Source organism: Ignavibacteriales bacterium, from assembly GCA_026390795.1.
Classification (GTDB): domain Bacteria; phylum Bacteroidota; class Ignavibacteria; order Ignavibacteriales; family Melioribacteraceae; genus Fen-1258.
The window spans coordinates 328,172-349,818 of the sequence record JAPLFG010000003.1 but is presented as its reverse complement, the minus strand read 5'-3'; the positions used below and the strand labels follow the sequence as shown (position 1 = coordinate 349,818).

Genomic DNA, 21,647 nt, shown 5'->3' with positions numbered 1-21,647 from the left:
GCAGTGTGGTTTTGTCTATACACGCAAATTATCCTCTCTTATTGCTCACCCCTTTTTGAAGGAAGATGATCATAGCTCATCACAACTTAAAAAAGGAGGAACAGATGCAACCAGCAAAATCAATCGAAGTATATACCCCAAGCGGAATTCTACTGTTCAAAGCAGTACTCACCGACATTGCGATTTCTCTTCAAACAAAATCAGAATCGCAGATCCAAAGTTCGTCAAGGCCCGAAGTGAAGGGCAATGGCAGATCCAACGGAGAAGCAGTCACTGATCCACAAAAACGGCTGCTTTTCCGGCTTATCGCTACGAACTATCATCTCGAAGGTGATCAAGCGTTTGAAAAACTCAAAGAACTCTTTAATGCCAATTCGCTCAAAGAGGTTTCAAAATTTGAGGCAAGTAAAATGATTGAACGCTTACTCGAAGAAGAACGGGGGGGTGGGCATGATTAATCATTTATCAGCAAGTCAAATTAATCTCTATCTTCAATGCGGTTTGAAGTATCGATATCAATACATCGATCTACTTCCTAAACCGTTTCGTCCTTCGGCACTTGCGTTTGGGAGTGCATTGCATTCCACCCTTGCCTGGTTTCATGAAGAAACCATGAAGGGTAATGTCGTTACTCTTGAAAAGCTCTATCGGATATTTGATGCCGACTGGTATAGTCAGTGCATTGATGTGAATATTCATTTCAAAGAAAGTGAAAAAGAAATGAATCTACTCAACACCGGAAGAGAAATGCTTACGATCTTTTTTCAAGAGAAACATCCCAAAGTAAAAGGGTGCGAAGTGCCATTTACCGTCCCCTTGCGCTCACCTACCGAAGGACCTGATTTAGAGATAGCACTTGAAGGATACTTTGATCTCATTGAGGAAGACGGCACCATCGTTGAATACAAAACATCAGCTATCGCATTGAGTGCAAGTGATATTGATGCACGTATTCAATTAACGGCATACAGTTATGCGTATCAGTTACTCTTTCGCAAATCACCGAAAGGAATTCGAGTTGTAGATTTTGTAAAAGGGAAGAAACCAAAGATCGTGGTGATAGAAACCAAGCGTGATAAAAATGATCATCTTGGATTTCTACACACGGCACAAGAAGTATTAAAAGGAATCAAAGCAGAAATCTTTATTCCTCGTCAAAGCTTTTGGTGCAAAGAATGTGAGTATGCGGATATCTGTCCATTGTTTAAAAACAAGGCGACAGCTCCTAAAGCAGAATCACTCTATGCGGCATAAACAGCTTCATTGAACACATTTATATGCCCTGTTTACACAGGGCATTCATTTATAAACATTTGGAAGGAGAATAAGTCATGAGTCATAATATTAATATCGTTAATGGAGTTGCCTCAATGATGTATGTAGGTGAAACACCGTGGCATACCTTAGGAACCAAACTTGATAAACCTGCAACGGCATCAGAAGCTATACAAGCTGCGGGTCTTGGATTCCGTGTTGAAAAAATGCCCTTACGGATTGCGGTGCACAACATACCAGTTACAGATCATTATGCAACCGTGAGAATCGATACCATGCAAGTATTGGGTGTTGTTGGTTCGCGCTATACACCGATTCAAAATAAAGATGCATTCTCTACCTTCGATGCATTAGTGGGTGAAGGGAGTGCAATCTATCATACAGCTGGTGCGTTGGGTAAGGGTGAACGGATTTGGATATTGGCTAAATTACCGGAATATATACGAGTCAATAAACATGATATCGTCGAACCGTTTCTATTGTTAACCAATACCCATGATGGTTCAAGTGCGGTTACGGTAAAACTCACACCGATTCGTGTCATATGTGAAAATACCTTATCAGTTGCCTTACAGGGAACGGAACAAGAAGTGCATATTCGACACACCACACAAGCTGAAGAAAAGTTAAAACAAGCACATGAGATTCTGGGACTTAGTAATAGGCTCTTTGAAATCTTGGGACAATACTATGTCGGCATGAGTCAAAAGATGATTAATGCAACCATGTTTACTCAATACCTCAATCAGATATTTCCAGAACCAATTTTCACATTACAAAGTAACCGAACAAAAGAAATTCATGAAAGAATTATGGAGTTGAGTGAGGTTGGAGTTGGTGCTGAATTATCAAGAGGGACATTATGGGGTGCGTATAACGCGGTTACTGAATATGTCGATCATATTCGACTGCAATCAAAAAACAGTTCAATGCGATTAAAATCCATGTGGTATGGATCGGGAGACGCGCTCAAGAAGAAAGCATTTACTTGTGCTGTTGCTATGTTGAATTAACTAACAACGGAGAGTTTATTGCTCTCCGTTTATACTTTTTGAAGTAAATTAATTTATCTAAAGTTAAGAAAAATATAATCGGACTTCATATTACTAAATAAACTATAGTATCTCGGAATTGAACATTTATAAAGATTTCTAAAAATATTTTGTTGATATTGAAGCGTTGATTTATTAAAATAAATTGTTCAAATAAAATTAGAAGATTAATGAAGATGAAACCCATCAATCAAATCTATTCTTTGAAAGAATTGGAAACCAGTGACCGTCGAGTTTCTCATACAGAAAATCGACCCTCAGAAGAAAACAAAACAATCTGGGAAAAATGGTTTACTGAAATTCATAATCGGACTTATATGAGCTTCAATTCTAGCTACGAAAGGAGAGATGTTAGAGTAAACCACAATTTCAAAATTAAATTATAATTTTCCAATCGGGGATAATGAATCACGAAATTCTAGAAGCCGGTATTCCTTTCAAAAAAGATTGGGTCGATTTAGCCGATAAAGTCGTTCTATCGAGACCTCCCGCACTGAGAGACAATGATCAAATTTATATGATGTCGGGCGGTATGATTCTACAAACCCTTCTGATGCACGATTATATAGGTGGGAAACATATTATTTTTGTAGGCGATGGGGATGGGATGAGTATGATGTTTGGGATTTTCTCTCATCATGGTATAATTCCAAAGCCAAGTTATATGACTGTGCTAGATATGGATAAAAGAACACTATCCCATATCAAGCGATTCGCTAATGCAGAAGGATTCGGCCATATAATTGATGTTCGTTCTTATAATGTATTTGAAACTGTACCTAAAGATCTTGTAGAACAAGCAGATGTATTTTATACGAATCCACCATATGGATCGAAGAATTGTGGCAATAGTGGAATTGTATTTTTATCCCGATGTATGGAATTGTCAAAGAAATCCAAATCATATGGAATAGCTATTTTACCATATGGTAGTGGGCATCCTTGGTCTATTACTGCTATGTATAACATTCAAAAATTTGTTGTCGATCATGGATATTCAGTTTCAGAGATGATTTGTGGATTACATAAGTATCATTTACCGGACAATCCTATTCTTGCTTCAGGCTATGTAGTTATGGACAGAATTAATTACATCCCCCATCCCTGGACGAATTCAGTTGTTCCCAGTGAATACCTTAAAAATTTTTATGGTGATCACAACAATACACTTCCTCATTACATCGAAGAGGACGGGCAATTAATCTTATGGGAAAATGAAAAATAATACAGAACAAAAATCAAAAATATTTTTGATTGATGAAGAAATTCCAAAGCTTTTTTTCCGAAATAAAACGTATCCTGTCCATTCTTGTATTCTCATGAAAGTTGGTAGTCACGGAGCCGAAAGCTTCACAGAAATTTTAAACAGAAAAAAATCAGAACATATTAGTTATGGCTTTATGCTTTGGGGATATTCAGGAAACCTTCTTAATGTGATTGATACACGGAAGCATTTTGAATCCAAAACCAAATTAGGAAATAAGTTTTTTATTTTTATGATTGAAACTAAATCGCCCTTTAAGAATTCTCCAGTTAGAAGTAAATATTTTTCTCTAGATAAAATGAGGTGGTTCGCACTACCTCAAAATTTGTTTACCACGGGGTGTGACAAGGCGATTATTTGTCGAAATTTAACTAAATCAAATTTTCAATTTGATTTGTCCAAATATTCTGTTGCTTCAGGTGCAAGTAAAGGAAAAAATGCAAGTGAGTATTTAAAATTTAGAACAGATAAGGCTTGTATCGAATTATCTGGTCATACTGATAATTCTGATCCATCATTCATCACAGTAAGTTGGGTTGCGGAAATATTACCTCCATATGCAATTCACATGAAAAAAGATGAAACTTTCCAACAAAATCTCTTTTCAGATAAAATTCCAAAATCAAAGTTGGGAGTTTTTGGTCGTTTGCAGACTGATGAATAACGAGAGCTTTTCTCAAATAAATAACAATTAGTTTTTGATTAGATGTAACACTATTTTAGTTTGACGAAGGTCGGAATGGATATTGATTTACTTTCTCAACTAACAGGATTTAGCAAGACAGATCTTACTGAAGCAATTGCCGGTGATAAGATTTTAGGATTGGGTTTAGAACTTACGAGACAATGCAATTTGAAATGTGTGTATTGTTATGCTAATTCGGGGAAGCCTCTAAAAAATGAATTAACCTACGAAGAATTATTAAAAACTGTTGATGAAGCTACACTTCTTGGTGTAAAAAAGATTGGTATTATTGGCGGGGGTGAACCTTTACTTTATGAAAATCTCAAAAATCTAATAAATTATATTTTTCAGAGAGGAATAAGTATTTCCTTATTTACCAATGGTGTCTTAATAGATAAGGAATGGGCTTCGTTTTTATATGATAAGGGTGTTTCAATTGTACATAAGTTAAATAGTTTTGATAAAAAAGTTCAAGATAAATTGTGTGGAGTAAAAGGGAGTTTTGAACAAATACAAAATTCATTAAATATTCTGATGGGGATTGGTTATCCAACTGCAAATCATAAATTAAGTATCGAAACAGTTATCTTAAAAGAGAATATTTCTGAACTACCTTCTATTTGGCGTTGGGCTCGTAATAATAAAATAATACCCGTTGTTGAACGATTAACCCCATTTGGTAGGAGCACAAAACTTTTGAATAAATGTTCAACGGAAGATATTAAAAACCTTTTTGAGAAACTTTCAAAAATTGATATGGAAGAATTTAATATCAAATGGTTACCACATCCACCATTTGCTGGTACGAGAGGGTGTTATCACCATTATTATGCTCTCTACATTACATCGAATGGAGAAATTCAGCCTTGCAGTGGAGTTACAGTTTCTTTAGGGAATATTCGCACTAGAAAGATAAGTGATGCATTGCGTTCAAGAACAATCACGGAACTAAGACATATCGGAGAATCGATCAAAGGAAAATGTAAAATTTGTGAGTATGCGAATGTTTGTTACGGGTGTAGAGGCTCCGCATATCATGTTAAAGGAAGTTATCTTGCAAGTGATCCACAATGTTGGATTTCCTAATTATTTATAAAAAAGGGAGGACGCAATCATTAATAAAGGTATTATACAAATAATTGGAATCTCTGGATCTGGCAAAACAACTGTTGCTAAAATGACCGCAAATCAACTAGGTATCAGATTTGTTGATTTTGCAGATTTAATAGTCGAATGTGCTAATTCATTAGGGATGAAATCTGATTCTCATGATGATATCATTAATTTCGCCCCATCTTTTTTGGCAGAATCAGTTAGTCTGGCAAGATCGAATTTATTAAAAATGTCTGGGGAAGAATTATTGATTCTCGAAACACATCTGGCTCCTAGAATTAAAAAACTTTGGTATACCTTTACGAGTCCAGATATATTAAAGGAACGAAACACAATAGGTATTGTGGTTATCGCAGATGACCTTAATGATATAAAAAATAAAAAACAGAATCGTTCAGCGAAAAGAGATTTAATTAATCAATCTTATGAGATATTGAATGAAGATCAACAGATGAATATTATTGCTGCAACTACATGTTGTGTTTCTTTAGGCATTCCTCTTCAAATAATATGGAATAAGTTTAATCATTTAGAGGAGTCGATTAATCAATTAACTGAATTTATACTTGAACTAAAGAAAAAAATTAATTTGGAGTAGATTGTAAATTAGTCCCACTTATAAGAGAGTTATTTTTAAACTTTTGAAATCAGGGATATGAATATACTTACCCTCAGAAATATGTTGTGAGATTTGGTTGCGAACATCGTCCACGATGGCTCATTGAAAATCAATAGAGGATTACAAACCCTCTTTTTTGTAGGGAGATTTTGATCCTTCAAGCAAATTAACATTTCTATTCTAAAAGTTTTCCAATGGTATTCTTATTACGAAAAATATTATGCTTACTCTTGAACATGTCAAGGAACTTGTGAATGATCCATCACTCTCTGAAGAAGAAATTGAACAAATTAGGGACGGATTTTATAACCTTTCAGAGATCATTTATGAACAATGGAAGCTTGAGTTCACATTAGAAAGCAAAAATCCATTCAAGGGCACTTTAAATAAAGATAAATCCTAGACTTTACTTTAAAGCTTTTTAAAGCTATACGTTTAAACGAGAAAAATAAGTAGCATGATTTATTACATCTCACCATAGAAATAGTCGCGTTATATCTCATCTTTTACTCCATGAAAGGCATCATATACACACGAGTATCTAGCGACGAACAAGTAAATGGTACCTCTTTAGAATTTCAAGAGGAGCTTTGTCGTAAATACGGTGAACAAAAAAATATTGAAATTGTAGAAATCTATCGAGAGGAGGGAGAGTCGGCTAAAGATTTGAGTCTGAATAATCGGGAAAAATTCTTGGAAGCATTAGAGTATTGTAGAAGAAATAAAAACCAAATAGATGCATTCATTGTTTTGCGAGTTGATAGATTTGCGCGTAATACTGAAGATCACTTTGCAGTGAGAAAAATATTATTAGGATATGGAACAACGCTGTATTCAGTAACCGAACCAATTGGAAATAAACCAGCAGAAAAATTTATTGAAACCGTTCTTGCGGGTGCGGCAGAATATGATAATGCATTACGTAAACAGCGTTGCACTGATGGAATGTTAGCCCGCATCAATCAAGGAATTTATCCTTTCAGGCCACCGATCGGATATGCGTGCGCAAATTTTAAAAAGAGGGGGGAGAAAAAAACTGAACCTGACCCACCAGATGAAAAAACATTTCCCATCATTCAAAGAGCATTAAGAGAATACGCGCGAAACGTTTATCGACAAACCGACATAATACGCATGTTGAAAGAATGGGGATTAAAAACTTCATCTGGAAAAAATCCTACCCCACAAATGGTAGATCGAATGCTCAGAAACAGTCTCAAGTTTTATGCTGGAATTATTGTGAATCCTTGGACAAAAGAAGAAATAGTAGGACTTCATAAACCGATGATCACGAAAGATGAGATGTATCAGATTCAAATGGTTCTCTCAGGTAATTCCCGCAATAATTCACTCATACGAGCTAAGTACAACCCTTTGTTTCCATTGCGTCGCACAATACTGTGTGGCGAATGTAATCGACCTCTTACGGGCAGTATAGTGCATGGCAATGGTGGCAATTATCCATATTACCATTGTGCTTATAAGCTATGCTCAATGTATGGCAAGGGGATTGGGAAAAATCTTCTGGAAAGCGAATTTATAAAAATTCTTGAAAAGATTATTCCAAAAGAAAAATGGTTTAATGTATTTCGAGATTCGATTATTGATGTATGGAAAGAACGCGGCAAACAATCTGAAACAGATGTAAAAAGAAATGAGGCGTGCATTTCTATACTGAAAGCTAAGAAAAACCGCATCTTTGAAATGCGTGAAGATGGTTCCTATACAAAAGAAGAATTTCAAAAGAGAAGAGATGAAATCGAAGGTGAGATAGAAGTTTGTAAAACAGAGCTAAACAGACATAAATACGAGGAATTCAATCTCGAGGAGGTGATGGCTTATGTAATTGATTTTATTGGCGCTCTAGCTCAAAAATGGCTCCTCATGCCAATTGCACAAAAGACACGGTTCCAAAAATTAGTGTTTCCAGATGGAATTCCATTTAAGAGAGGCCAAGGACTTGGAACCACAAAATTGGGTTATGTTTTCGAGCTTATTCAGTCTTTTGACGCTTCAAAATCCGCTTTGGTGCACCTCAATGAATTCAGTTGGAACCAGATTATCGGGGAGTTGGAAGAGTGGCAAAAAGCAATCGACTCTATAGAGTTGACTAGTCAGTCATCAAATTCCAATTCAGATGATATAAGGCAACTATATCGTAATGTTGCTTGATTTTATTATTAAAAAAACGTGAACAACAAAAAAGGATGAACAATTTGTCCCTCCTTATTACAAATTAATTTATTGTTAACACTCAGACTATGAAGTGTGCATAATACAAAAATATTACTAACACATTGAAAGCTCATCGACTTGTAAAAGGTCTCACTCAACAAGATGTGGCTCAATTACTTAATCTCAAAAATAACACGCTGATTTCTAGGTGGGGGAAGGAGAATCGTTCCCCAATCTTATTAATATCATCAAATTATGTGAATTATATCAAGTCTCGTTTCACGATTTGTTTGAAAAATTAATAACGATAAAAAAGAACGAATGCCGTTAACAAATATATTGGACAAATATCGTCTTAGGTATTAAAAGATGGTTACTCAAGTACATAATTTCTTTTCCTATTCTAGGTTTATATGCAAAATGCGGTAATGTATATCGTTTTGAACGATATGATTTATAAAGTTCTCTTATTGGTAGAGTATTGTCATAAGTCAGAATCCAATGACTATTCTTGATGGATTTGATAACTCGTGAGACTTCCACATGATCATCAAAATTATATGAATTAAGATATAAGCTCTCGCCCTTCAAAAAGTATGGCGGATCAAAATAAAATATTCCGTTTTTTACTTTTTGTGATAATTCCAATTTCTTCACTAACTCTATAGCATCAAGGTTATAAACATGGATCTTACCTTTTTTCTCGGCTATTTTTTTTATCCGAGAAATCAATTCTTTTTTGTTATATCTACAATTAATTTTATAATCTCCTGTCTGCTTAATTCCACCAATAGGGCCACCTTCAATTATGCCCGATCGATTTGTTCGATTGAGAAAGAAGGTTGAAAAACCGAGCTCTAACAAAGAAGCATCTTTTTTCTTTTTTTGTATTTCTCTTTGTTTTTTCCATTCTGATAGACTTATAGGGGTTTTATTTATCAATTCACAAAGTTGTAAAGGATAATGCTTAACCGAATACCAAAAAGCATATATTGAACGATCTTTATCATTGATGGTAATTTCATCAACAACTTCCTGCAATAGCAAATATAATGCTACTGCAGCCCCACCAGCATATGGCTCAATATAATGCCCTCGAACCACATTCCTTTCACAAACTCTAGCAATGAAGTTAGCTAGTTTGCGTTTTCCGCCTGGATATCTTAAGGGTGAATATAATTTCATTTACTCTTCTTTTTAAAATAATATTCAAGTATTTCTGCAACAATCTTAGATGTCTGCACTATTGTTTGTTTAGAATAATCGATATTGCCATGTGCAAATTTATGTAGAATAGCTTCTAAACTATACTTATCTGAAATCCACTCTAAAGTTAGAGAGGTGGAATTTTTTTTCATTTGTGCCCAATCTTTTTTCAGCGCGGATTTAGCATCCTTTATAAACCGGTTGCTTATTTGATCCTCCTGTGAAATAGTCTCGTCTCGGCTTTCGTAATATAACCGCCCCGCAACATCTAGTATAAGACGGAAGGACATAGCAATTATTGGCAATACATTCTCTTTATCCTTAAATCGTTCATACACATCAGTTACACCACAATACAAGTTGTTAACGGGTCCACTTTCTAGAATAAGCTTGCGACCAAAAAGTTCATCAGAAGTGGATGTAATTGATGTTCTGCGAACAGAAGCATCACTTACACTATCAAATCGAGTTGTAACATCTTCATTAGTTTGTGATTCATTTAATGTTTTTATAATATTTTTATTTTCTGGATACTTCGCTAATAACGGTTTCTTTAGCAAACCACGATTTTTTCTTGTTGTTATATCCTTATCTTCTACCAAGGAACCTACCTTCTGTAATATATCTTTTTCCTGTTGTTTGTCTTTATAAATAGAAATTAATTTTGTATCCTTCAAACCAAATCCTACGTCTTTCAAATTTTTCTCTGTAAGAATTTCATCTTTCACAAAGCCTTGATTCATTATCGGGAAAGCACTAATTAATCCAGTTTGTTCTTCAATTAAAAGGAACAAACTTTTAGGTTGACCACGATGTTGATGTAAAAAATATTCCCGTTGTATTGTTCCCCAAGAGCCATTGTTTACGTGTTTCCTCTCAATGTTAGTCAATGCTGTCTCCTTATCACAAACATTACATGGGATTTCATGAAGTTCCCGTAATCCCTTTGGCCCGTCGTTATAAAACAATTTTCCAGTCAAAGTTGAATAGAGTTCTTTGTTTTGCAAATATTTAAGTACTGCCACACGCCGATTGCCATCAAAGACTACGGGTATTCCTTCTAGATATACAACAGTTGGGATTTCACTAAAATCATAATGAGCGCCCATCTCCTTTACAAGTTTGTCAAGATTCCATTGATCTGGGTTATCGTCGATAGCACGTTTAATGACATCAAAATCCGTACTCTTGTGATCAATGGGATCACGCGGATTTTCTGACCAAAGTCGAAGTTCATTAACCTTTATTTGTTTTATTTTTTGTTGGGACATATTAACTCCAAAACACCATTTAAACAAATCTCTTTACATTACAAGTGTAATTTATTTCTTCAAATTCATTGTAGCAAGAATTATAACAAAAATAAATAGAACCACCCTACTATCACCGAAAGAAAGAAATAATTACATCCTGCTTTGATCAAAAGGCGAATAATTTAAAAGAGGAATCTTGTCTAGCCCTTCTTCCCTATATAACTTAGTATTTATCTAACTTACTTACCATCTGTGTCTAATGACAAGTTAGTCATTATTTGTGCACCTCAATGAATTTAGTGGGAATCGATTGCAAGAAGAACTCAAGAAATGGAAGAAAGACATTCGTGTATTCGAGAAATCTATTTCAGAGGGTGAAGAATCTAATTCAGAAGATAATGACATCTTTCTATTCCACAAAGCTGCGTGATTTATTTCCTTCATGATATGTTTTATCAATCCATAATAAAAGGTTGATAAATTTGTTGTAATAGGAAAATTATATTTGAGTTTATCTCAAACTATTATAACTAATTGATGTTTATCCACAGACTTATTGACATACCCATCAAGACTGATATAATGACGGGGTGCTTGTGGGGCGTCAGCCCTATTCGGCTAATACATAAGCTGAAGGCAAGCATTTCAAAGATACCGTCTTTTATGACGGTGTTTTTGTTTTAATCTTCCTCTGGATTACCTTTCATTGTGGCAACGAATCGAGTATCACGATATTTATTAGTCATCCATGCAGGCACAATACTCCAAAAATGAAGTGTTCCATTTTCTCCCACTTTTCTAATAATTACTTTAATTTTTCGTCCATCAATAATCGCAATCAATCCCCAATAATATACTGGTTTTGTCGTGACGACTCTTTTCTTAAAATGTTTAACTTCAAATTCTTGTAACGTTTCTTCAAACTCTTGATAGGTAGTTGCAACCTCCACAAGATTTTTTGCAAGTGGCAAAAGTTTCATACGCATAATTTGAGAAGATCGGTCTCGTTCAGTACGTGCTCGTCTGAAAATGATGTGGTTAAATCCTTCCGCGCTGAAACGGATATTATCTTGGAGCAACGGAGAATACACGTGATTGATTTCATTGTAGTATCGCAATGCGTCCTCTCTTAATTTTTCATAGTTTGAATTGTCTTCCATAGAGAAATGGTATCGCATTTTTCTACAAAATCAAGAATGATTATTGTCTTCTTTCCGTTCCTTCTGGTGTTCTTCCTGCCACTGCTCATAAATAATTCCGGCAAGAAGACGAAATTCATCTCTAATTTGTTTTACTTCATCATCACTTAGGTTTTTGTCTTCGTCGGGTAAGAGTTTCCGAACATCTTCAAGTGATAGCATATAAAATGTTTTTAGTATAAGGCGCCCTTTGGCGTATTTTATACTAACCGATTCATTTCATGAATGGTTTGTATGAGATCACCGAATAGATCGGTGACAGAAACCTTATACAGATCGCATAATCTAAGCACATTGATCAGATTGGGTATTGCTCTTCCTCGTTCCCATCGAGAAATAAGGGTCTTATTCTTGAGCCCAAAAGCAGTAGCTACCTGATCTTGTCCTAATCCTCGGTCTTTACGACACTGCCTGAGATTATTTGGGATACTGTGATACTTTTGGTAATCCATACCATTTATGATAGTAGGGACTGTCTGAACCTATAAGGTGGGTAAAGTTGCTGTTAAGGGCAAATACATCCTCAAATAAAAATAGTGTAGTATTTAAAACAAAAATCGCCCTTGCTTGAGGCAGATCTTTGTTGACTATGTAGTCAACTAGTGCACCCTGCCTGGCTCAGATCGAACCAATTTATTAAGGAACCCTTTTTTATATCCATCTCTTATAAATACTCACCAAAAATAATTATGTCGTAGTTGTACGATAGTAATTAATCAACGGATTTATTTCATTATTATCATAATTGTCGTTCTATATGCCCAGAATAAAATGATTAAAATATTCCCAATCTGTTGATGGAGGTAACAATAGATGAACAAATTTCATGAGTTATAATAAAACAAAAAACATTTATAGTAGCTCTACTCGTGTTTCTTTATTCCGTAGTTGTTACATGAATATCACAGAAAGAGCAAAAACTATTTCTCAATAAATTTGTACTTTCGTCCGGAACTCTTTGAAGACATAGAATGATTGATTTAACAACTTTTAATAATTATGACGATGCGTGCGATCCCGGGATAAATGAATCGAGGGGAGTTATCTAAGACGCCCATGTATTTTAATTTAATAAATAATTACATTTATAGTATTATTTGAGGAATTATCTAACATTAAGGAACAAGAAATGAGTACAATGCTGGATCATGATCCGTTGCGAGAACTTGGTGAAATTAGGAATCAACTATCGTATACAAAAAGATTGGGTTTTTTATTTGGGGCTGGGACATCCAAAGCTATGGGAATACCCGATATAGCCACTATTACACAGACAGTTGAGGATGAACTCAAAAGTGACGATAAAAATAATTATGTCGCTATCAAAAAGACGCTAGAGAAAGATTTACAACATATCGAGGCCATTCTAAACCAAGTGCGTCTTATTCGACAGATTACATCTGACAATAAAACTAATTCGTATGATGGTTTAAATGGAGAAAGAGCAAAACAACTTGATAAAGCCATATGTGAGGCAATTTATAAAATTATATCTTCTGCAGAAATAAAAGCAGACTTATCTATTGCTAAGGGGTTCATTAGCTGGTTAAATTGGATATCAAGGGATTTTACTAAGGAAATATTTACCACAAATTATGATTTAATCTTTGAGAGGGCTTTTGAAAATTTACTAATTCCTTTTTATGATGGTTTTGTAGGATCGCATGAACCATTTTTCGCACATGAAAGTTTGGATGGTAAATCTAATTATGACAGACCACCAGTTTCATGGATCCGCCTTTGGAAATTACACGGCTCATTAGGTTGGTTTTGGAAACTAAACGATGATAAAAAGACCCATAGAGTAATACGCTTAAGTGATGGAGCGAAAGAGAAATTCCCCGACGCAGAGTTAGTAATATATCCATCAAGAGACAAATATGAATCTTCGAGAAAACAACCTTTTACTAGCTTCTTTGATAGATTAAAAGAATTTTTATTGAGTGGCGAGGGGATATTTATAATAAGTGGTTACTCTTTCTCGGATGATCATATTAATGAAGTTATTTTTAACAGCCTTAATCAAAATAACAGACTTCATATAATTTCATTTTTCTACGAAAATAAGCCAATGGAAAAAATTGTTGCAGAAGGTAAGAATTTCCCCAATTTAACAATGATCGGACCTACTAAAGCATCAGTTTCAGGTTTGTATGGGAATTGGGTTTATTCCAAAGGCGGAGAAATACTGGATACGTTTTGGGACAAAGATAAATTAAAGCTTGGCGATTTTAAGGAGCTTGTTAAGTTTTTAATCGTGACCTCTGGATTAAAAGAAAACGTAACTATCCCAATTAAAACGAAATGAAAAGAGATATTACATATTTAGGCGATGTGATTAATGTGAGTAGTGGAAGCGTAGAAGTTGAAATTTCCAAAGAAATCCCATCTGCTGCACCAATCATTGGAGGAAGGCTGTATAAAATTGGGCAAATCGGAACATTTGTTAAGTTTCCTATAGGGAGTTTAACTTTATATGGGCTAGTGTCTTCAGTAAGTAATACTCCGTCAAGTAATGAAAGTAATCAATATGAACCAAACTATGGTTCTCGATTTTTACAAGTTCAATTAATTGGCGAAAAACTTGGCAATGAAAAATTTCAAAAGGGAGTTGGCACATTCCCCACAATTAATGACGAAGTCCATATTGTTACAGAAGAGGATTTGAAACTTATTTATGGAAATAAATCAGACGGCTATATTGAAATAGGCAAACATTCATCGTCTGAAAACTTACCAGTATATATTGATTTGCATAATTTAATTTTGCGACATTCCGCAATTCTGGGATCAACAGGAAGTGGTAAATCAAACACTACAGCGCATTTGATTAAGCGTATTCTAAATGATTATGAAGGAGCCAGAATCGTATTGGTTGATACTCATGGAGAATATCCTTCTGCTTTTAAGGATAGTGCTCAAATATTCAAAATTAATGATAAAGTTAATCCCCTCTTCGTTCCATTTTGGACAATGACTTTTGATGAATTATCTTTCTTTTTAGTGGGCAGATCAGAAGGCCAGGAAAAACCCGAAGACAAGCAGTTAAGAGAAAAGATTGTTGAATTAAAAAAGATAAATGCTGGCAAATTAAAAGCTGGGAAAGTTGAGGATAATTATATAACAGCAGATTCACCAATCCCTTTTGACATCAAACAAATGTGGTATGACTTCGATAGAGAATTAAATGCTACTTATAATCATAATAGTGATCACATTACGGCAAATGAATGTCTAGAATCTGAAGGAAATGCCAAAGATTTAATACCTGCTAGATTCACGCCATACTCTCCTAATAATACCCAACCATACAAATCGAAAAAACAAACAATGTACCCTTATATCGGAAAAATATATTCTAGATTAAAGGATTCAAGGTTTAGTTTTATGTTCAACCCACCTGATTACTATGATGTCAGAAGTAAGCATGACATCGATCATTTATTAAGGAGTTGGATTGAACACGACAAACGACTTACAATTTTAGATTTGAGTGGAATTCCATTCGAACTAATAGATATCTCTGTTGGTTTAATCAGTCGTTTCTTGTTCGATGCTATGTACTGGGGACGCTTCGAGACTTATACGGGCCGAAACCGGCCTTTATTAATGGTTTACGAAGAAGCTCATTCATACCTTCCAAAATCAGAAAAAAATTCAAATGTGTATGGATATGCTCGTAAAGCTGTCGAAAAAATATTTAAGGAGGGACGAAAGTTTGGAATCGGAGCTATGGTGGTTACTCAACGCCCTTCGGAAATTTCTGAAACTATTCTTGCCCAAGCGGGAACCTTTGTTGCGTTGAGGTTATCGAATAGTAGTGATAAAGGAACAGTAGAATCTGCAGCTCCTAATAATATGAATAGTTTAATGGAATTGCTCCCTTCACTTAGAATTGGTGAGGCTATTGTTGTAGGTGAAGCCATTAATATTCCATCACGAGTTAGAATTGACCTTGTCGAACCGAGACCTAGTAGTAATGACCCCGAATTGGTCAAAACGTGGAAAACAACTTTTACACCGAATGACAAAAATTATAAAGTTATCGTTACAGCAATTAGAGAGCAAAAAGCTATCACTAAAGCAAGGAAGAAATAAATCATGGAAATGGTACACGTAAGTTCATCACACATCGAAGCAGTTGGTTACGATCCCAATACAGCCGTCTTAGAGATTCAGTTTAAAGATGGTAGCGTTTATGACTATTATGATGTGCCATCATACGAATATGATGGGCTACTTAGTGCTGAATCAAAAGGAACATATGCGCATCAAAATATTTATAAAAAATATAGACAACAAAAAATCGGTTAAAATGGGCAATATAAACCTGAATCAAAAATTAAAAAGAGTTGAGCTTGGAAAGTTTGAAATTGAAAACGATATTGTGTTTAATTATTTCAATAACTTATCGGCTAACGAGCGGGAATCCAAACTAGTAAAAGCGATTTACATAGGTGTATTAGCATTAATGGAAGACCGAATCTCCTCTTTTTTATCAAAAACTTCCAACGAGCTTGGAACTGAATTGGAAAGTTTGAAAATGATTTTTGATATGAAAAAGGAACTCTTTTTTAAATCAACTATTAAAGGGACTTTGGCTGAAGATGATATTGTAGAATATTTAAATGCTTATTTCTTGGATAGGAAATTAAGAGATCGAGCTTTTTTGACAGGTAATAGCATCGGGAAAATTCCCAAAAATAAAACTGGTGATATTATTTGTGAGGTGAATAGCGACTCTGAATTAAAAATTGCAATAGAATGTAAATTTGATAAGAGTATTCGCTTAGGTGATATTGAAAGTAAAGATGTTTTTACCCGAAAAGCAGACACTGCTTGGAGCCAATTAATTGAGTCACAAGCCAACAGAGAAAGCAAAGTTAGTCTCATAGTATTTGATGTATCATTAGTCGATAGTTCGATTATTAAAATTTATGAAAATGTTGGTTATATCCCCGGAGTTGGCCTAATAGCTATCATTAATTCCCAGAAAGGAGATTATTCAAATCTTATTATTGCTTATATGCTGGCCAGAGATATTGCTCTTAATGCCAGAGTTATTGATTTGGACAAAGATTTATTAGCCATTTTAGTCAATCGGCTTGTTAAGGACGTGACTGATATTCTTTCCATTAAATCCTTAGTATTGAATAATATTGATAACAATCGGGCCATATTAAAGCAACTAGATAAATCCATGCTTCTTATGGAATTTAATCAAGAATATCTAAGACGTTTTTTAAGTTTAGGTACACTTTCAAAAAAGGATTTGTTTGAATTTTATTCAGGAGATGACGTAAAAGATAAATATAGATTAATTGAAAAGGAAATAAGTCGACTCTAAGTAATTACTAAAGTTTAGATCAAACGCTGGAGTAATTTGTGGATCAAGACACTAAAAGTGTATGACATGCTCTGGCATACTATTTATTGCACATTCATCCACAATGATTATAAAAGGACAGCTAGGCGAATTGTTTCTGAATAGAGTGAGGTTTTAGTCAATTATATAATCATTTTAAAATCACACCACTAATTAAAATCGACAAGACGGGGTGCACTTAACTTATGAACTTCGATTTTGAATAAAGGTCAATGTTTTTAATTTTTAAATACCACAAATTACTGTAACTGCTTGTATCCAACTCTATCCCACTTTTCAATGCTATCGTCTGAGCAACGTATCCTAATTGACTTGGACATTTTGAAAGAGTTGCCTTAACAATTGCTCGCGCTCCATAAAAGGATGGCTCAAAAAATTGTGGAATCTTTTTCCTAATTAATTTTGTTGGAACTACTCCTATAATTCCTTCAAGTATAAATCCATATCGGGCATATAATCCTACTAAGGTCTCTCCATTTAAGCTACCCACACGTAATGCTGCATCTGAACCAGAAAAAAATTCCATTGCCTGATATTGATGTTTTGAAATTTTTCCTTCAAACGAATATAAATCATTCCATCTTTGACCATTTTTAAAAGGATCGCCGGGAAATAATTGCGCATATGGTTATATAATGCCATCAAAAAGTAAGTTGGAGTTTTCGAAAATTTGCTCATCCCTAATACCTCTACACCATAGATCCATTGCACCTACATATATATTTTTCTCTCTAATACCAGTGATTAATTTACCCACAGCTAACGACCCAAGGGCTCCAACAAGTGTTTGAGCTGCAGCCTCAAGCAATGGTTTCCATAATAAATTTGAATCAACCATAATATTTAGTTATCCGTTATTCGAATAGATGAATTACAAATTAATATAATGCAGAATCCCTTTTTGTGAATTATTTCAACTTTTTACGCAACTGGTTTAACGAATCTACCTGAAATTTATTAAGAAGAGTTCCCAGCTTTGTATTTCCATTAAACTTTTCCAGTTCTGGATAATCCTTCTTAAGATTTTTTACAAGAGAATCACTTCTTTCTTTACGGAAGGTGCCTTTTTGTGTCTTTTCATGTTTTCCTAACATAATATTACCTTAAATATTTATTCTATATAATCTAAAAAATCATGATTTAGTTAACATCAGTATAAGTACGACAAATGAGTTCGTGAATTAAAGGTGATATTTCCCCACAATTATGGCTCCGGATTTTAGAAATAAACATATTATGGTCATCTACAAGGACAAGTTCATCCCCACAAATGATTTGAAAACATGAATTTGCCTAGTTGTGCCAATTCTTATATTCCAAGTTTATATACCTCAATCAATCTTTTTAAACTGCTTTGTCATTAAAATCCAAAATCATTTATCGTACTTATACTGATGTATCATAATATTGAAGATATTATGATAATCAGTCCAAATCGGGGGGATTTGGACTTTTATAAAATGAATTTTAAATTCAATTCAGATTAATAGTGCAACAGACGAGGTGAATTATGAGAACAAGAAAAATCCTATTCTTATTTTTATTCGTATGTTTATTGAGTACAGAACTATTTTCTCAAACAGTCTATATCACAAAAACTGGTGCAAAGTACCATTCAAGTGGTTGTCAGTATCTAAGAAGAAGTTCAATTCCCATTGAATTGAAAGATGCATTAGACAGAGGGTATTCAGCATGCTCGAGATGTAACCCGCCTACTCAGGTTAATAAAAAAGAAAAGGCCACCATAAACACTCAATCTCAAATCAAAGAAAAAGTGAAGTCTTCTTCTGAAGTAACATCTTCTCAATGTCAGGCAATTACTAAGAAAGGAACTCAATGTAAAAGAAAGGCGGAACCCGGCTCTAAATATTGTTGGCAACATTCTCGTTAGTCGGAGGGGACATGAAACGGTTACTCTTAATAGGTTTTTTTCTATTGTTATTTTGTGTGAATTGTAAAGATAGTTCCACAGATCCATCTGAAAGAAAGGGTGCCGTATGTAAAGATGGGACCCGAACAGATGCAACCGGCTCGGGTGCATGTTCTAGTCATGGTGGAGTAGATCATTGGTTATATTAATAATTCTGGACTGCAGTGTTATTTCTTGCTCTTAAATACATTAACAGATAAGAGCGATATCAATTAAAAGAGGTGATGATGAAAAAAAATATAAAATATTTCCTCATGGTATTGTTATCATTTTTATTTATTACACCGCAACTATCATCAATTGATGGTGCGCCACAAAAACGAAAATCCTACAGTTATAAGTCATACCATAGCAAAAGTTATAGTACTCATAGAAGAAGTAATGGTGGATATTATAAAGGAGGAAAAGGTTCATCTCATAAAGGTGGGCATTACGTAAATCCCAAAACAAATAACCATTACTCGAAGCATAGAAAATAATTTAATACTGTTTTGATGAACAAATTTCTTGTTATTGATTTCTATATCTTTATCTGAAAAGATGGTGTTAGTTTATTCCTAATTCAATTTATTTATATAATGCTTGGGAGTTTATACTATGTATAATATATTTATTAGTTATGCCCAAAATGAACTCAGATGGGCAGAGTATTTAAAACAACATTTAGCGCTTAACAATGTGGATATATTCGTAGCTGAACACGATCTTCCTGCAGGAAGTAGCCTCAGTATTGAAATATCAGATCAGATAAAAAGAAGTGATTTATTTGTTCTTTTATGGACTTCTAATGCTCGTGAATCAAAGTATGTAAATAACGAACTTTTTCTTGCTAAAACAGAAGGGAAAGATATTCTTCCGGTGCTTTTACAACCTGGGGCAGCATTTCCACCTTTGCTTGGTGATATAAAATATCTTGACATTGCAAAAGCACCAGAAGCACAACTCGCATGGTTACGTGACTTTGTTCAAAAACGGGCTCAATCAAAAACATTGTCAGACGTTATTGCGTTGGGTTTATTAGGACTTGTCGCATATGTTGCCTTAAAAAACTGAACCAAGACTTTTATTTTAAATTCAATCATTTTTTATTCAATTTATTGAGTATCCTTAATTGATATTTTTCAATTGTATATAACTTTATTTCAATAATAGTAGTTTCATAGTTTGCGAAAAATGGGAAGTTTGTAATCGATAAAAATATACACCACTTGATAAAGAATTACCGTCAAATTTAACAGAATATGTCCCAGCGGGTTTTTCTTCATTTACTAATGTTGTTATCTCTTTACCACAACTATCGTAAATCTTCAGTTTCATGAAGGTCTTTTCGTTGAGTGAGAATGATATGTTTGTCGTTGGATTGAATGGATTAGGATAATTCTGAAACAACTGAATCTGATGTGGTACCTGTACATTGAGGTAATCATCGACTTTTGTTATGGTTCGATTTATCTTATATAGTGATCCTCCATCCAGATAGAATATATCCCCAAAAGAGTTTATTTGCATCTGTTTACCATACGTATGACCATTATCCCCATTCAATTCCCCTAATAGATTCCATATGAAAGAGCCCTTCGTATTTTTATATAAATAACTCTCGCTGTAATTAGTAGATTGTACGTACAAATCATCTTGTTGATCTCTAACAATTTTATACGTCACAAATGGAGATTGAGTTAAAGGAAAAATACCCAACGCTGACCCGTTGTCCATCGTATTTCTGATTTCATTTGAGGTTGTATAATAGATTAATCCATTCGACTGAATCGCTGTTGAATAGACAGTTCCTGGCTCACAAAATTGCCATGATTCACCGTCGGTGGATTTATATAATCCTTGATAGGTCCCGATGTAGATCGTCTTATTGGGATGTACCGCAATACCAAGGCCAAGACTTTTACTGAATTGAGATGGAATGTAATTCCAGTTAAGGCCATTATTTTTTGAAAGATAAAACGTATATACGCTATTATACACGGCTGGATTATACGCATTAATATGACAGACTAAATTACCCGTTGCACTTTCAAAAATCTGATCAATTTCCACATCTTGAAAGCCGACCAATTCCCAATTTCCAGTTCCCCCTTTGCTTCGATAGAGACCGTTGTATTGTGCATCAACATACAAATTTCCCGAACTCGATTTATATGCCATGCCTGTTAATGAGTGAGGAAATGTAAGGTAAATCCACGTGCTACCATTATCGGGTGAGTAATATAATCCGTCATTTTGTGTCCCTACAAATATTCTGTTATCTGCCAGTACTGAAATTGATCGAGCGGTGCCAAAGGGAGTTATGATTTTTGTCCCAATTTTTTGAGCCCACAGTACTTGGGTAATACTCAGAATAAAAAATAAAATATGTTTTCGTTTCATGTATGCTCCTCCATATTTACATGCAAGACAAAATTTAAATACATCATGTATTCCAGTGCCCACTATTACAGATGAAATGTGTGTGCGGTTTTTATCAAATGTACACAC

Annotated in this window: 24 protein-coding genes; 16 read left to right on the top strand and 8 right to left on the bottom strand. The window is 34.5% G+C overall.

Annotated features, from left to right (window positions below):
• Positions 1-104: 104 nt before the first annotated feature.
• The 9 genes from NTX65_05200 to NTX65_05160 all read left to right on the top strand — a co-directional run bounded on the left by NTX65_05200 (position 105) and on the right by NTX65_05160 (position 8,180).
• Positions 105-458: a hypothetical protein gene (locus tag NTX65_05200; protein MCX6168710.1), complete on the top strand. Its 354-nt coding sequence runs from the start codon at positions 105-107 to the stop codon at positions 456-458.
• Entirely contained in the window at positions 451-1,254 is an 804-nt protein-coding gene (locus tag NTX65_05195) for a PD-(D/E)XK nuclease family protein (protein ID MCX6168709.1), read from the top strand. Before NTX65_05200 ends, NTX65_05195 begins: the two co-directional genes overlap by 8 nt.
• Before the next feature lie 77 nt (positions 1,255-1,331).
• On the top strand, positions 1,332-2,288 hold the full coding sequence (locus NTX65_05190) for a DUF932 domain-containing protein (protein MCX6168708.1): 957 nt from the start codon (positions 1,332-1,334) through the stop codon (positions 2,286-2,288).
• Positions 2,289-2,730: 442 nt separating this feature from the next.
• Complete coding sequence (locus NTX65_05185) at positions 2,731-3,552, top strand: bis-aminopropyl spermidine synthase family protein (GenBank protein MCX6168707.1); 822 nt, start codon at positions 2,731-2,733, stop codon at positions 3,550-3,552.
• Entirely contained in the window at positions 3,542-4,255 is a 714-nt protein-coding gene (locus tag NTX65_05180; GenBank protein ID MCX6168706.1) for a hypothetical protein, read from the top strand. Before NTX65_05185 ends, NTX65_05180 begins: the two co-directional genes overlap by 11 nt.
• A 75-nt stretch (positions 4,256-4,330) precedes the next feature.
• The gene (locus NTX65_05175; protein ID MCX6168705.1) at positions 4,331-5,362 is read left to right on the top strand and encodes a radical SAM protein; all 1,032 of its coding nucleotides are present in this window, start codon (positions 4,331-4,333) and stop codon (positions 5,360-5,362) included.
• Positions 5,363-5,420: 58 nt separating this feature from the next.
• On the top strand, positions 5,421-5,987 hold the full coding sequence (locus NTX65_05170; protein MCX6168704.1) for an AAA family ATPase: 567 nt from the start codon (positions 5,421-5,423) through the stop codon (positions 5,985-5,987).
• 241 nt (positions 5,988-6,228) lie between these two features.
• Positions 6,229-6,411: a hypothetical protein gene (locus NTX65_05165; protein MCX6168703.1), complete on the top strand. Its 183-nt coding sequence runs from the start codon at positions 6,229-6,231 to the stop codon at positions 6,409-6,411.
• Between the two features lie 110 nt (positions 6,412-6,521).
• Positions 6,522-8,180, top strand: coding sequence for a recombinase family protein (locus NTX65_05160; GenBank protein ID MCX6168702.1), 1,659 nt, complete (start codon positions 6,522-6,524; stop codon positions 8,178-8,180).
• 330 nt (positions 8,181-8,510) lie between these two features.
• Here the strand turns inward: NTX65_05160 and NTX65_05155 are convergent, their stop codons facing one another.
• From NTX65_05155 to NTX65_05140, 4 genes are all read right to left on the bottom strand, one after another.
• Entirely contained in the window at positions 8,511-9,368 is an 858-nt protein-coding gene (locus tag NTX65_05155) for a DNA adenine methylase (protein ID MCX6168701.1), read from the bottom strand.
• Positions 9,365-10,660 carry a hypothetical protein gene (locus NTX65_05150; GenBank protein ID MCX6168700.1) on the bottom strand — a complete coding sequence of 432 codons (1,296 nt, stop codon included), beginning with the start codon at positions 10,658-10,660 and terminating at the stop codon, positions 9,365-9,367. Before NTX65_05150 ends, NTX65_05155 begins: the two co-directional genes overlap by 4 nt.
• Positions 10,661-11,322: 662 nt before the next feature.
• Positions 11,323-11,820: a hypothetical protein gene (locus NTX65_05145; GenBank protein ID MCX6168699.1), complete on the bottom strand. Its 498-nt coding sequence runs from the start codon at positions 11,818-11,820 to the stop codon at positions 11,323-11,325.
• Between the two features lie 12 nt (positions 11,821-11,832).
• Positions 11,833-12,003: a hypothetical protein gene (locus NTX65_05140; GenBank protein MCX6168698.1), complete on the bottom strand. Its 171-nt coding sequence runs from the start codon at positions 12,001-12,003 to the stop codon at positions 11,833-11,835.
• Positions 12,004-12,970: 967 nt separating this feature from the next.
• Between NTX65_05140 and NTX65_05135 the strand changes: the two genes are divergently transcribed.
• Genes NTX65_05135 through NTX65_05120 form a run of 4 tightly spaced genes read left to right on the top strand, consistent with a single transcriptional unit; the run spans position 12,971 to position 17,188 of the window.
• Positions 12,971-14,149, top strand: coding sequence for an SIR2 family protein (locus NTX65_05135; protein MCX6168697.1), 1,179 nt, complete (start codon positions 12,971-12,973; stop codon positions 14,147-14,149).
• Positions 14,146-15,939, top strand: coding sequence for an ATP-binding protein (locus tag NTX65_05130; protein ID MCX6168696.1), 1,794 nt, complete (start codon positions 14,146-14,148; stop codon positions 15,937-15,939). The genes NTX65_05135 and NTX65_05130 overlap by 4 nt, the downstream gene beginning before the upstream one ends.
• A gap of 9 nt (positions 15,940-15,948) precedes the next feature.
• Entirely contained in the window at positions 15,949-16,155 is a 207-nt protein-coding gene (locus tag NTX65_05125) for a KTSC domain-containing protein (protein ID MCX6168695.1), read from the top strand.
• A complete protein-coding gene (locus NTX65_05120; GenBank protein MCX6168694.1) occupies positions 16,106-17,188 on the top strand; it encodes a hypothetical protein in 1,083 nt (360 codons plus the stop codon). The genes NTX65_05125 and NTX65_05120 overlap by 50 nt, the downstream gene beginning before the upstream one ends.
• A gap of 217 nt (positions 17,189-17,405) precedes the next feature.
• Here the strand turns inward: NTX65_05120 and NTX65_05115 are convergent, their stop codons facing one another.
• The 3 genes from NTX65_05115 to NTX65_05105 form a co-directional block, all read right to left on the bottom strand.
• On the bottom strand, positions 17,406-17,753 hold the full coding sequence (locus tag NTX65_05115) for a hypothetical protein (protein ID MCX6168693.1): 348 nt from the start codon (positions 17,751-17,753) through the stop codon (positions 17,406-17,408).
• Positions 17,754-17,855: 102 nt separating this feature from the next.
• The gene (locus NTX65_05110) at positions 17,856-18,065 is read right to left on the bottom strand and encodes a hypothetical protein (GenBank protein ID MCX6168692.1); all 210 of its coding nucleotides are present in this window, start codon (positions 18,063-18,065) and stop codon (positions 17,856-17,858) included.
• 70 nt (positions 18,066-18,135) lie between these two features.
• Positions 18,136-18,321 carry a hypothetical protein gene (locus NTX65_05105; GenBank protein ID MCX6168691.1) on the bottom strand — a complete coding sequence of 62 codons (186 nt, stop codon included), beginning with the start codon at positions 18,319-18,321 and terminating at the stop codon, positions 18,136-18,138.
• Between the two features lie 416 nt (positions 18,322-18,737).
• Here NTX65_05105 and NTX65_05100 point away from each other — a divergent pair, with 416 nt between their 5' ends.
• The 3 genes from NTX65_05100 to NTX65_05090 all read left to right on the top strand — a co-directional run bounded on the left by NTX65_05100 (position 18,738) and on the right by NTX65_05090 (position 20,210).
• The gene (locus NTX65_05100; GenBank protein MCX6168690.1) at positions 18,738-19,118 is read left to right on the top strand and encodes a hypothetical protein; all 381 of its coding nucleotides are present in this window, start codon (positions 18,738-18,740) and stop codon (positions 19,116-19,118) included.
• An 11-nt stretch (positions 19,119-19,129) separates the two neighbouring features.
• Positions 19,130-19,306: a hypothetical protein gene (locus NTX65_05095; GenBank protein ID MCX6168689.1), complete on the top strand. Its 177-nt coding sequence runs from the start codon at positions 19,130-19,132 to the stop codon at positions 19,304-19,306.
• Between the two features lie 448 nt (positions 19,307-19,754).
• Entirely contained in the window at positions 19,755-20,210 is a 456-nt protein-coding gene (locus tag NTX65_05090) for a toll/interleukin-1 receptor domain-containing protein (protein MCX6168688.1), read from the top strand.
• An 84-nt stretch (positions 20,211-20,294) separates the two neighbouring features.
• Here the strand turns inward: NTX65_05090 and NTX65_05085 are convergent, their stop codons facing one another.
• Positions 20,295-21,539 (bottom strand): T9SS type A sorting domain-containing protein, encoded by a 1,245-nt coding sequence (locus tag NTX65_05085; protein MCX6168687.1) that lies wholly within the window; start codon positions 21,537-21,539, stop codon positions 20,295-20,297.
• Between the last annotated feature and the right edge of the window lie 108 nt (positions 21,540-21,647).